The organism is Oceanobacillus damuensis, from assembly GCF_001618145.1.
Taxonomy (GTDB): Bacteria; Bacillota; Bacilli; order Bacillales; family Amphibacillaceae; genus Oceanobacillus; species Oceanobacillus damuensis.
The window spans coordinates 23,573-36,423 of record NZ_KV392043.1; the positions used below are offsets into that span (position 1 = coordinate 23,573).

The following is a 12,851-nucleotide window of genomic DNA, read 5'->3' on the forward strand; positions in this document are numbered from 1 at the left end:
AGTTGATTAGTTATTGGAGGGTTTCATATTTAATGGGCGGAGGGATAAAAGTGAAAAAAAGGCATACTTCATACGGAGATGAAGGCTTTAGTAAATTTATTAAAATGGCTTTTCAGAGAAACCTTGGATTTGATAAAAAAGACTTTGACAAGCCGATTATCGGAATTTGCAATACTTACAGTGAAGTGAATCGTTGTCATTCACATGTACAACCAATGGTCCAAGCGATAAAAAGTGGGGTATTAATGGCAGGAGGAATCCCTCTTGAATTTCCAACTATCTCTATAGGGGAGATGTTTACAAGTCCGACTACAATGTTATACAGAAATTTAGTTGCTATGGATACAGAAGAAATGATCTCTGCTCAACCAATTGACGGAGTGGTATTAATAGGAGGGTGTGATAAAATGGCACCCGCTCAATTAATGGGAGCTGCTAGCGCGAATAAACCTGCAATTTTATTTACTGGTGGTCCAATGGAAAATGGCGAATATAATGGCACAACTTTAGGGGCGTGTTCGGATTGCCGTTATTTTTGGCAAGAATACAAAGCAGGTCAAGTTTCAGAAGAAGAAATTAATAATATTAATTCACAATTAGCCCCTACATCAGGTCATTGTATGGTAATGGGATCAGCAAGTACTATTTCTACTTGTGCAGAAGCAATGGGAATGATGTTGCCTGGTGCTGCAGCTGCTCCTGCAACGGTAAACGAGAGAATGAGGTTAGCGAAAGAGACAGGGAAAAGCATTGTGAATTTAGTAGAAAAAAATATCAGACCTTCTCAGATACTGACAAAAGAAGCATTTGACAACGGTATTCGTGCACTTATGGCAGTTGGGGGTTCTTCAAACACCGTTATTCATTTAATAGCGATTGCAAGAAGGCTAGGAATTAATTTGAACCTAGAACGTTTTAATAAACTCAGTGAAACGACACCTTTCTTGGCAAATTTAAGGCCTGCAGGTGAATATCAAATGCAAGACTTTTATCATGCTGGTGGGGTTCAAACTCTACTAAAAGAAATATTTTCGTTATTAAATTTAGATGAAATGACTGTAACTGGTTCTGCTTTAAGGGAAAATCTCAAAGATGTAGAAGTCAACCCTGTTTATAGACACATTATTAAACCTATTGATAAGCCAATACATAAATATGGTGGAATCAAAGTTTTATATGGAAACTTATCACCACAAGGTTCTATTATAAAACCTAAAGCTATTATAGATCAAAATTTACTTAAGCATAAAGGAAAGGCTGTTGTTTTTAAATCTATTAACGAAATGGAAAGTCGCATTAATGATCCTAATCTTGATGTAGATAAAGAAAGTGTACTGGTTTTACAAAATGCTGGTCCGGTTGGTGCGCCGGGGATGCCTGAGGCTGGTATGATTCCAATTCCTGAGAAATTATTAAAAAAAGGTATTAGGGATATGGTACGCATTTCAGATTGTAGAATGAGTGGTACAGCATTTGGTACTGTCGTTCTTCATGTAGCTCCTGAGGCAGCTGTTGGAGGGGTAATTGGATTAGTTAAGGATGGAGATATTATTGAACTAGATATCGATAAAGGGCAATTGAATGTTTTGATTACAGAAAAGGAATTAGAAAGTCGAAAAGACCGTTTCATTCCTCCTAACTTCAATGACTTTGATAGAGGATATCCATTGCTATATAGAAAACATGTGTTACAAGCAGACCAAGGTTGTGACTTTGATTTCCTCCTCCCTCCTCCTTCAAAGATTAAAGGAACTTAAAGTACATTCAATGTTTGTGGAAACACTTTTTGTAGTTGTTTTATTAGTTATGTATTACTGAACAATTTGCACAATTATTTTTTTCAATAATTTAAAACAAAGAAATAATCAGAAAATTGCTTGACAAATAATCCCTAGTATACTAACATAAAAATTAACCGATTGAATCGTTTCAATTAATCGGTAAAAAGAAAAGGAGAATGTAAAATGAAGAAGTTTAGCTTTAAGGATGGAATTATTGGTGCAACAATTACCCCTTTTGATAATGACTTTAATGTTGATGAGGTTAGTTTAAGGAAATTAGTTGAGTATAATTTAAAAGGTTCACGTGTTAAAGGTTTAGTATGTAATGCATTTGCGGGTGAAACGTTTTATTTAACTTCAGAAGAAAGAAAAAGAATTATTGAAATTATGGTAGATCAGGTTGATGGTCGTGTTCCAGTTGTAGCAGGTATTTGGGCGGAAGGAATTAAAGATGTAATAAGAGAAACTGAAATAGCAGAAGAGGCAGGGGCTGATGTAAGTTTATTATTCCAACCATTCTCTTTTGCAAGAGGGGTAGATCAAACACCTGAGGTATCTGTAAGGTTTCACAAGATTATTGCAGAATCTACAAATTTACCAATTATTGCTTTCCAAACTCGTGTTAATTCCGGTACCCATGTAGATTCTGAAACACTTGCAGAAATAAGTAAAATAGACAAAGTAATCGGTATCAAATATGCACAGTTTGATATGGAAAAATTCAATGCAGATGTTAAGGCGGTTAAAGAAGTTGGTCATCAAGCAGAAATACTTACAGGTATTGATACAGTTCTAGCACCAAGTATGTATCCATCTGATGGAGGTCTGCTAGGGTTAACGAGTGCGACTCCTAACTTTCTTAGTGAATTAATGGATTTAGTAAAAGCTGGGGACATGAAAGCTGCGATGGATTTAGAGGCAAAATATTACGACCTTGTTTCTTCTATTTATGTAAATCCAAAAACGGATATCCCGGCAAGATTAAAACAAATTCTTGTTGAGTTAGGAATTATTGAAACATCACATGTTAGAGAACCATTTAATCAATTGAGCGAGGAAGAGAAGAGTAAGTTCTCTAGGCTTGTAAAAGAATTAAATAAAGAGGAGCTTTAAAATGAAACCAAACATTGTTTCTGCCAAAGAAGCTGCGGAAATGATAACGGATAATTCCACTATTACAATATGCGGATGTAATCAGTACGTTGTTCCAGAAGCGATATTAACCGCCCTTGAAAAACGTTTTTTAGAAACAGGAAAACCGAATAACCTGGTTGACTTTCATACCGTTGGGGTAGGTAGAGCTCCTGGGGCAGGGCTGGATCACTTAGCTCATGAAGGTTTGATTCGTAAAACAATTGGTAGTAGTTGGGATGCGGCTAAGCTAACGAAAATGATTGAGGAAGGCAAAATAGAGGGACATCAACTTCCTATGGGTGTTACGTACCAACTATTACGAACTTTAGCGAATGGTAGTAAAGGATATTTAACTAAAGTTGGGTTAAGTGTTTTCCCTGACCCTCGAGTAGAAGGAACGGCACTCAATGAAAAAACCGAAAACAATATGGTTGAGATAGTAGAAGTTGATGGTGAGGAATATTTATTCTACAAGGCAACACCGATAGATTTTGCAATTATTAGAGGTACAACAGCAGATACTGAAGGTAACATTAGCATGGAAAAAGAAGTGTTGTCTTTAGGGATTGTAGCACAAGCTCTTGCAACGAAAGCAAGTGGTGGGAAAGTTATTGTTCAAGTAGAAAGAATAGCTGAAGCTGGAACTATACCTACTAGATTGGTAGAAATCCCTGGCATGCTTGTAGATGCTGTTGTAGTAGATCCAGAGCAACGTCAGTTATTAACACATGACGGTTATGATCCTTCTTTTGCTGGAGAAATTAAATCACCAGTTCCTGAAATATCAAAAGTACCTAAAGAAAAGCCTGCTCGTTACATTTTAAAGAGAGCAGCTAAGGAAATGGAAGGGTATAAGGTTGTTAATTTAGGTGCTGGAATGCCAAGAGAAATGCCACGAATTTCGTACGAAGAGGGAACTGAAAATGAACATATCTTTACCGTTGAACATGGGGCTTTAGGAGGAGTGAATCCAGGTGGATTATTCTTTGCATTACAACATAATCCAAGAATGTTAATTGATTCACCATCTCTATTTGATTTATATGATGCAGGTTTTCTAGATATTTCATACTTAGGTTTTGCAGAGATAGATAAAGAGGGGAATGTAAATGTATCCAAATTTGGAGGCAGAGTACAGGGCTGTGGGGGGTTTGTAGATATAACGTACAAAACAAGAAAAATAGTATTCTGTGGGACATTTACCGCTGGCGGATTAAATGCTAGTTTTGTGGAAGATAAAGTAACAATTAATCAAGAAGGAAAACACCAAAAATTTGTTGATCAAGTAGAACAAATAACATTTAGTGCAAAAAATGCAATAGAAAAAGGACAGGAAATTTACTATGTAACAGAAAGATGTGTATTTCAATTAACGAATAAGGGATTCGAATTGATAGAAATTGCACCTGGAATATCTGTTGAGGAAGATATTTTACCTCATATGAGATTTAAACCAATCATTTCAGAACAATTGAAGACAATTGACTCATGTATTTATAGATAATGGAGGTGATTTTATGTCAGAAAACTTATTAGTTGAGATTCAAGGTTCAGTAGGGATCATTACTATTAATAAAGAAGAACAGAGAAATAGTTTAAACATTGAAACGTTAAATAATTTAAAAAATGTTTTGCAGTCTTTTTCGGATAATAAAGAGGTTAGGGCAGTTATTATAACTGGAAGTGGACCTAAAGTTTTTGCAGCAGGTGCTGATCTTAAAGAAGCTATCAAGTTAACCAAGGAAGATAGAAAAACACAGACTGAATTAGGACATGAAGTATTTCAGATGATTGAAAACTTTAGAGCTCCTGTCATAGCTGCAGTAAATGGGCATGCTCTTGGTGGTGGGTGTGAACTTGCTTTGGCATGTGATATTCGTATCGTTGAAGAACGTGCAAAAATTGGCTTAGTAGAAGTGGGAATTGGTACGATCCCAGGATGGGGTGGTACGCAAAGACTATCCAAAATTGTTGGATTAGGAAATGCAAAAGAAATGATATTAACAGGAATTCCATTATCAGCCCAGGAAGCGAAGGAAGTTGGCTTGGCGAATAAAGTGGCGGAAAGTGGAACAGGATTAGTGCTTGCACTCGAGTTAGCAGAAAAAATAAGTAAAAATTCGCCATATGCTGTTCAAGTCGCCAAATCTTTAGTTAACCAGTCTAGTTTAGGTACACTACCTACAGGCATTGAGTTAGAGAAGAAGGCAAGTGATTTAATATTTATATCTCATGACAGAACAGAAGGAATTAAGTCATTTTTAGAAAAGCGTAAACCAAACTTTACAGGGGAGTGAAGGAGTTATGATTACTAATAAGTTATATATTAATGGTGAGTGGATGGATGCTTTATCTAAAGAAACTTTTCCTTCTATCAATCCATCAACAGGAGAAATTATAGCTGTTGTACCGAAAGCTGGGGGAGCAGAGACAAAATTGGCAATTGATGCTGCGTATAACGCATCAAAAGAATGGGCTAAAACAACGGTATTCAAACGATCTGAATTGCTCCATAAAATTAAAAATCTAATACTTGAAAATTCCGAGAGTCTAACACGCTTATTAACAATGGAACAGGGGAAACCGTTATATGAGGCTGAGATGGAAGTGAATGGTTCTGCAAAGATATTTGAGCTGTATGCTGAAGAGGCTAAAAGAATAAATGGTGAAACCCTTCCAAATGTTGATAGTAAGAAAAGAAATTTTGTTAATAAAGTGCCAATCGGTGTTGTTGCTGCAATAACTCCATGGAACTTCCCTCTACATATTTTATGTAGAAAAATTTCAGCAGCTTTAGCTGCAGGGTGTCCAGTTCTTGTTAAGCCAGCTAGTGACACTCCATTAATTGCACTTGCACTTGCTAAATTATTTGAAGAAGCTGGATTTCCGAAAGGAGTAGCAAATTTCATCGTAGGAGACACAAAACAGATTGGTAATGAAATATTTAATAGCCCAAAAGTAGCGGGAGTTTCATTTACTGGTTCGACCGCTGTAGGCAAAAAGATTATTGAAGCTTGTGCCTCTACGGTAAAACACGTCTCAATGGAACTGGGTGGGCATGCGCCTATCATCGTTTATGATGATGCTGATATTGACTTAGCTGTTGAGGGTACATTAATTAACAAACTAAGAAACTCTGGACAAACGTGCGTATGTGCGAACAGAATCTATGTACACAAAAACGTAGTAGAAGAATATACAACAAAACTAGCTGAAAAAATGAATAAAAAAACTCAAGGAAATGGTTTAGATAACACTGATTTAGGTAGTTTGGTAAATGAAGAAGCAATCTCGAAAATAGAAACGCATGTAAAAGATGCCCTTGATAAAGGTGCAACTCTTGTAACAGGTGGATCCAGGAACAAAGAAATGCAAACGGGATACTACTATTTACCTACTATTTTACAAGATATTCATGAAGAAATGGAACTAATGAAAGATGAAACATTTGGACCTGTTGCACCAATTATAGAATTTGATGATGATGAAAAAATTATCGAAAGAGTAAATAATACACCAAATGGCTTAGCTGCTTATTTCTATACAAATAACTTGAAGAAAGTTTATGAAGTAAGTGAACAACTTGAATTTGGAGTTGTTGGTGTAAATGATACAACACCTGTTGTTGACCATGGTCCATTTGGTGGCGTGAAACAAAGTGGAATTGGAAGAGAAGGCGGAAAAGAGGGTATTGAGGAATTTCTTGATTCAAAAGCTGTATCTATTCGTCTAGAAAAGTAATTTATTTTAAATAAGATGGGGGATTTTTATATGAATGGAATATACAATGCATCACCAAATCAATTTGAATTTCAACAAGCATTTCATCAATATATTATTTTAACACGTATTATTTCTGGTCCTGGTTGTGTTAGTGAAGTTGGAGCTCATGCAGAAAAATTAAAAGGAACACATGCCCTAGTTGTAACAGACCCTGTGATCAGCAAATTAGGATTAACGGAACCGATTATTGAGTCTTTACAAAAGAATAATATTGAAACAATAATTTTCAATGAAGTAGAAGAAAATCCACATTGGCAAACAATTGATAAAGGTGGACAAATCATTAAAGAAAACAATTGTGATATTGTCATTGCGATAGGTGGAGGTAGCTCCATTGATGCTGCTAAATCAATGGCAATGATGGGAACTAACGAAGGTTCTATTCTTGATTGGGAAGGTATTGATCTATTTCCTAATGATCCTATTCCATTTATGGTAGTCCCGACTACATGTGGTACAGGAAGTGAAGTAACGAGAGGTTCCGTCATTACAGAAAGTTCTCGCTCTAGAAAGTTAAATGTAGGTAGCGACAGAATGCGTGCAAATGTAGCATTTTTAGATCCTTTAATGCTTGCTAATATTCCAGCCTCTGTTGCATCTGCAACTGGAGTTGACGCATTAACACATGCTATTGAAGGATATGTGTCAAATATTGCAACTCCACTAACAGATTCATTACTAATTGGGGCTATTAAACTCATTTCTGATAATCTTAGATCGGTAGTAGCCGACCCTAAAAATGTAACAACAACTTTAAACATGCAGTTTGCAGCAACCATTGCTGGAATGGGATTCAATAATGCGCAGTTAGGAATTGTCCATGCGATGTCTGAACCACTTTCACCAGTAGCCGGTGTTCCGCATGGTGTTGCAAACGCAATCTTGTTACCACACTGTATGGAATTTAATTTAAATGGACGAATTGAGAAATTTGCACAAATAGCGGAAGCGATGGGTGAAAATGTAGAAGGTCTTCCAAAGCATATTGCGGCTGAAAAATCACTAGATGCAGTAAGAAAATTAGTTGAAGATGTAGGAATACCATCAGGTCTTGCGGATGTGGGAGTGAAAGAAGAACATATATCCCCAATGGTTGATCAGGCTAAAGTTCATGGACTACTAAACTTTAACCCGCGTCGTGTAAATGCAAAGGAAATTGAAGATATATATCGTAAGTCTCTATAGAAATTGCCAAATCACAGAAGATTGGTAAAATGAATGAAGGTGATATATTTTAAGAGTGGAGGATAATATATGGTTACAATTAAGGATGTTGCTGCAGCATCAGGTTATTCTAAAGCGATGGTCTCTTATGCATTAAATAATAAAGGTAATTTAAAGGAAGAAACAAAACAGAAAATATTACAAGCAGCAAAAGAGTTAGGTTATGTTCCTAATTCTGCTGCTGCAGCATTAAGATCAAAAAGGAAAAATGTTGTTGGACTAATATTAAGAGATATTTCTAACCCAACCTTCGTACAATATGCAAATTATATTGAAAAAACTTTGGCTGAGTATGGTTACAGGTTATCCATTTTCACAACATATGGGCAAAAAAGGGTTAACGATGCAATTATATCGTTCTGTGGAGGGGGAAGGTTAGATGGGTTAATTTATTCTGTTGTTGCTTTAGATGAGAAAACCCTAACCTCCATTAACCAATATAGCACAAACAGTGTTGTACTTTCAGTTTCTGAAGTGAGTAATGTCGAATACGGGGCATATATCGCAACAGAACATTTATTGGGACAAAATCATTCTATTGTAGCACACATTGGATCTCCGGGAAACCATCCAAATTCAAACTTTATGATAAATGGCTATAAAAGGGCATTAAAAGTACACGGGAAAGCATTTTCGCCAGATTTAATTGTACAAGGTGGTTATGATCTTGAAGATGCAGAAAAGGCAGCAGAAAAGCTAATCAGAAAATGGGGAGTGCCATTAGCAATTTTTACCGCAAGTGATTATGCTGCTTTTGGAGTATTAAATTATTTACGTCGTGCTAAGCTCAAATTAGGAAAGGATGTTTTTTTAGTTGGATGGGATGATATTCCTTTTGCAGAGTCAGTAGGGTTAACTACGATTGCAATAGACCATGAAGCTATTGCGCGAAAGTCAGTATATGAGCTATTAAATGAACTTGAACCAAATATAGAATTACCATCCATAAATATACCAGATTATGAACTGATAGTACGGGAATCTTGCCATGAGGAAAGTGGAAATTTATTAAAAAATGGTTGCCATTGATTATTGGTATTCCTAAAGAAGGAGATATATAATGTATACCATTATCTTGAGCCACACACCAAAAGAACTAGAAATGCTTTACCCAGAAAAATCCCTAAATAAGCTTAAGCAATTAGGAAATGTTATACTTAATCCATATGATAGACAGCTAACAACAAAAGAAATGATAGAAAAGGCGCATGAGGCAAATTTTATTATTACGACAGTAAGATTTGAAGGTAATGAGGAGCTATTTGAAAACTGTCCTAACCTAATAAGCTTTATTCGGTCTGGTGTAGACATAAGAAATATAAATATGGAAGCAGCTGCTCGAAATGGGGTGTTAGTATGTAATTGCCCCGGCATCTATGAGGCTCCAGTAGTGGAGTTAGTTATTGGCTACTTATGTGCAATTAGTAGGGGCATCATTAAACACCATACTGAATTAAAAAATGGCGTTGCCCAAAGATATACGTTACCTGATTTATGGAGGAAATCTCTAGGTTTAATTGGATATGGAGCAATTGCTAGAAAAGTTGCTAAAGTTGCAAAAGCATTAGGTATGAAAATTCTAGTCCACGATCCATTTATTAATGAGGTTGAATCCGATGAGCAACTTTGCAGTATGGAGGAACTCTTAAAGAACTCTGATTTTGTCTCACTGCATGCCGTTTTAAATAGTGAAACAGAAGGTATGATGGGGGAAAAGGAATTTTCATTAATGAAATCAACTGCATGGTTCATTAATTCTGGACGCGGTTTACTTGTTCAAGAGAAAGCGCTATATGAGCATTTAGTTGAAGGTAAAATTGCAGGAGCAGCATTAGATGTGTTTGCAACAGAACCTAATATTGTAGAAAATCCACTAGTGAAATTGGATAATGTTATCGCTACTCCACATATTGGAGGCTGGTCTTCAAGAGTTTATGAAGAACTCTCACTACGCACAGTGGAATTAGTTGAGATGATGATCTCAGGTGAAATGCCAGACTCAACCTATAATAAAAATTTAATTAAGGAAAATGGTAGACTAGAAAAACTAATTCATACGTAATATGAATTTTTGTTTCCTGATTTTCAAAACTGATATATTGATAGATTCTTTGTCACAACTCTTTACTTCTGTGCTCTTATAAGCATAAATTACTCAAAGGGTGTGACAAGTTTTTATTTTAGATTGTTATTAAACTAGGAAAGGATTAACTAAACAAATGATTGAAAAGAAAATGGAACAATTAGGATATCCGCTACCTAATGCAAGAAAACCATTATATGAATACGTTCCTGTTGTTATTCATAATAATTTAGCGTTCGTGAGTGGCCAATTACCGCGCGTTAGCGGTCAACTCAAATATTGTGGAAAAGTTGGTGAAGAGATAACCATTGAAACAGCACAGGAAGCTGCCCGCATTTGTATTGTGAATGCTTTGACTGTATTAAATTATGAGCTTGGCTCCCTTGATAAAGTGAAGCGGATTGTAAAAATGACGGGTTTTGTTAATGCGAGACATGGATTTAAAGATCAATCTACTGTAATTGATGGCGCTTCAAATCTTCTTGTTGATATATTTGGAGAAAAAGGTCAACACGCCCGGTCAGCAATCGGAGCTGGAGATCTACCAGGTCAATCTCCAGTTGAAATTGAACTAATTGTTGCGACTGAATAGATATACACTTAGATAAAAATAGCTTTTAAGCTAAAATTTCGAGTTAAGGAGAAAATCTAATGGTAAATCTTAATAAAATAAAGCAGGCTAGAGAAAATATCTCCAAAATTATTAATGAAACCCCTTTGATGACATCGGAAAGTATATCATCAGAAGTGGGTAATCAAATATTTTTTAAATGTGAGCACCTACAAAAAACAGGTTCATTTAAGATTAGAGGTGCCTCAAATAAAATTATAAATGAAGCTAGTAAAGGTGCAAGGTCGATTGTTGCTGCATCATCCGGTAACCATGGCCAGGCTGTTAGTTATATAGCACGTAAATTAGGTCTTACCCCAACTATTGTTGTGCCTGCCAATGTTGCGGCTTGTAAACAAAAAGGAATTCGGGCTTATCACGGGAACATAGAGTTTTGTGGGGAAAGCTCTGAAGAAAGGCTTGGAAGAGCTAAGCAAATTTCCAAAGAGGAAAATGCACCATATGTTCCACCTTACGACGACCCTTTAATTATGGCAGGTCAGGGAACAATCGGCCTTGAAATTTTAGAGCAATTAGATTCAGTAGATGAGGTTTATGTGCCGATAGGTGGAGGTGGACTTATTTCTGGTGTAGCAACAGCAATCAAAGAAATAAAACCACATGTTCGCATTATTGGTGTTGAACCAAAACTTGCAAATGATACATACCTTTCCATTCTAAAAGGTGAAAGAGTTAATATTGGGGGTTCTACTACGATAGCTGATGGGTTAAGGACTGCAACACCGGGTGAATTAACTTTCCCTATCATTCAGAAGTATGTAGATGAAATTGTATTGGTTGATGAAGAAGAAATAAAAACTGCATTTACGATTGTTCTTACAAGAATGAAGCAAGTAATTGAAACATCTGCCGCTGTTGCAGTTGCAGCAGCTATGACAAGGGAAGCAGAAGGAAAAAAGATTGTTGCACTTTGCTCTGGAGGAAATGTTGACACTTCTGTTGTTTCTTCCATTTTGGGTTAATAAGTATTTTATATGTAAAAAGGTTTAAGGGAGCACTTCGGTTTTATTATTAAACATTACAATGTTTAGAGAATGAAGTTCTTCCTATTTTATTTACAATTAAAGGTTTAAAATTATAGTTTATTTGTCCCGTCATCATTTAAATTTAACTTAATATTGAAATATATACTCCTTATAACCCATATAATGTCTTAATATTATCGTTGTTTATAAGGATGGTTATACTCATCTTCTCTTTTAATCTCCGGTGTTGACCAATTTTTGATCAAACCGAGATTTTATAACGTTGAGCTCCGTGACTACGTAAATGATTGGCTTTTTTCTATAACTTTACTTCTCTTATGTCATATTTTCCCCTTTGTGGACAAACCATATAATATATAGTTTGTCCATTATGACATCTCCTTATATGATTTATTGATGGGTATTGTCTTTTATACATAAAAGTATTTTGAGGATTCATTTTTATTTATGTTGAATCTGAGTACACTTATTTAGAACAAACGGAAATGTGATACTATCAAGCTAACGATATGTTCAAATAGACTTGTTCAAAGTGTAGGGTGGAGATTATATAATTTTTGGTTTTGCAAGAATAAGTTCAAAGGGTAAAAGTTTAAATAGGCAACTGAAGGAGTTAAAAGCTTATTGAGATCCAAGATGCGATTTTTGTGATGTGTTAGATGTTCATGATCTTAGTTTGTTTTGGTCAGAATAAATAAGAGATTCGTAAAGATCGTAACGAGTGGTAAAACGCTTATTGATGAAGAGATTGATATTGTAGTATGCCTATTCTTGATACACGAAAATACAAAGATTTAGAAGGAATGGACAGTTTGGTTTTTAACTTTGCCGTCATGGATGGTTGAAGAGGAAGGGAACGAATTAGAAATGCACAGTGTGAAGGAAAGTTTAAAGCTAGAACGAAAAAATATCATACTAGGCAACCGGAAAAGATAAAGTTATTTATAATCGAGAAGTTAGGGAGGCACGAAATACAATTTATAGGATTAAAAAGGATGTGGATTTTGCAGTGAATAATGTATAGTTAGTAAAAAGTGTTTTCGGTTCATTATATTGTGTTTCTCACTAATTGAAAAGAGGCTGGGACAAAACCCCAGTAAATAAAAATAAGCGCGATACCATTCCATGAAAATTGGAAAAAAGGTATCACGCTTATTTTTCTGTTTCTATTTATTATTTTAGTGAACAAAAGGACACCATTTGATAAAATTAAAGTGACCAAACAATAA

General features: G+C 35.5%; 10 protein-coding genes. All 10 read left to right on the forward strand.

Annotated elements, in window-relative coordinates; genetic code table 11:
• The first annotated feature begins 32 nt into the window (after positions 1–32).
• The 10 genes from A4245_RS01630 to A4245_RS01675 all read left to right on the forward strand — a co-directional run bounded on the left by A4245_RS01630 (position 33) and on the right by A4245_RS01675 (position 11,598).
• Entirely contained in the window at positions 33–1,757 is a 1,725-nt protein-coding gene (locus tag A4245_RS01630) for a dihydroxy-acid dehydratase (RefSeq protein ID WP_067725041.1), read from the forward strand.
• Positions 1,758–1,964: 207 nt separating this feature from the next.
• The gene (locus A4245_RS01635; RefSeq protein ID WP_067725043.1) at positions 1,965–2,894 is read left to right on the forward strand and encodes a dihydrodipicolinate synthase family protein; all 930 of its coding nucleotides are present in this window, start codon (positions 1,965–1,967) and stop codon (positions 2,892–2,894) included.
• A gap of 1 nt (position 2,895) precedes the next feature.
• Positions 2,896–4,419 (forward strand): acyl CoA:acetate/3-ketoacid CoA transferase, encoded by a 1,524-nt coding sequence (locus tag A4245_RS01640; protein WP_067725045.1) that lies wholly within the window; start codon positions 2,896–2,898, stop codon positions 4,417–4,419.
• A 13-nt stretch (positions 4,420–4,432) separates the two neighbouring features.
• A complete protein-coding gene (locus A4245_RS01645; protein ID WP_067725047.1) occupies positions 4,433–5,212 on the forward strand; it encodes an enoyl-CoA hydratase/isomerase family protein in 780 nt (259 codons plus the stop codon).
• A gap of 7 nt (positions 5,213–5,219) precedes the next feature.
• Complete coding sequence (locus tag A4245_RS01650; RefSeq protein WP_067725049.1) at positions 5,220–6,656, forward strand: NAD-dependent succinate-semialdehyde dehydrogenase; 1,437 nt, start codon at positions 5,220–5,222, stop codon at positions 6,654–6,656.
• Positions 6,657–6,686: 30 nt separating this feature from the next.
• The gene (locus A4245_RS01655; RefSeq protein ID WP_067725051.1) at positions 6,687–7,883 is read left to right on the forward strand and encodes an iron-containing alcohol dehydrogenase; all 1,197 of its coding nucleotides are present in this window, start codon (positions 6,687–6,689) and stop codon (positions 7,881–7,883) included.
• A 69-nt stretch (positions 7,884–7,952) separates the two neighbouring features.
• Positions 7,953–8,951: a LacI family DNA-binding transcriptional regulator gene (locus A4245_RS01660; RefSeq protein ID WP_067725053.1), complete on the forward strand. Its 999-nt coding sequence runs from the start codon at positions 7,953–7,955 to the stop codon at positions 8,949–8,951.
• A gap of 31 nt (positions 8,952–8,982) precedes the next feature.
• Positions 8,983–9,984 (forward strand): NAD(P)-dependent oxidoreductase, encoded by a 1,002-nt coding sequence (locus A4245_RS01665; RefSeq protein WP_067725055.1) that lies wholly within the window; start codon positions 8,983–8,985, stop codon positions 9,982–9,984.
• A gap of 157 nt (positions 9,985–10,141) precedes the next feature.
• Positions 10,142–10,597 (forward strand): RidA family protein, encoded by a 456-nt coding sequence (locus A4245_RS01670; RefSeq protein ID WP_067725057.1) that lies wholly within the window; start codon positions 10,142–10,144, stop codon positions 10,595–10,597.
• Between the two features lie 59 nt (positions 10,598–10,656).
• Positions 10,657–11,598: a threonine ammonia-lyase gene (locus tag A4245_RS01675; RefSeq protein ID WP_067725059.1), complete on the forward strand. Its 942-nt coding sequence runs from the start codon at positions 10,657–10,659 to the stop codon at positions 11,596–11,598.
• The last annotated feature ends 1,253 nt before the right edge of the window (positions 11,599–12,851 follow it).

Coding starts and splice junctions, on each gene's coding strand:
- A4245_RS01630 (WP_067725041.1), top strand. CDS start 33: ATGGGCGGAGGGATAAAAGTGAAAAAAAGGCATACTTCATACGGAGAT.
- A4245_RS01635 (WP_067725043.1), top strand. CDS start 1,965: ATGAAGAAGTTTAGCTTTAAGGATGGAATTATTGGTGCAACAATTACC.
- A4245_RS01640 (WP_067725045.1), top strand. CDS start 2,896: ATGAAACCAAACATTGTTTCTGCCAAAGAAGCTGCGGAAATGATAACG.
- A4245_RS01645 (WP_067725047.1), top strand. CDS start 4,433: ATGTCAGAAAACTTATTAGTTGAGATTCAAGGTTCAGTAGGGATCATT.
- A4245_RS01650 (WP_067725049.1), top strand. CDS start 5,220: ATGATTACTAATAAGTTATATATTAATGGTGAGTGGATGGATGCTTTA.
- A4245_RS01655 (WP_067725051.1), top strand. CDS start 6,687: ATGAATGGAATATACAATGCATCACCAAATCAATTTGAATTTCAACAA.
- A4245_RS01660 (WP_067725053.1), top strand. CDS start 7,953: ATGGTTACAATTAAGGATGTTGCTGCAGCATCAGGTTATTCTAAAGCG.
- A4245_RS01665 (WP_067725055.1), top strand. CDS start 8,983: ATGTATACCATTATCTTGAGCCACACACCAAAAGAACTAGAAATGCTT.
- A4245_RS01670 (WP_067725057.1), top strand. CDS start 10,142: ATGATTGAAAAGAAAATGGAACAATTAGGATATCCGCTACCTAATGCA.
- A4245_RS01675 (WP_067725059.1), top strand. CDS start 10,657: ATGGTAAATCTTAATAAAATAAAGCAGGCTAGAGAAAATATCTCCAAA.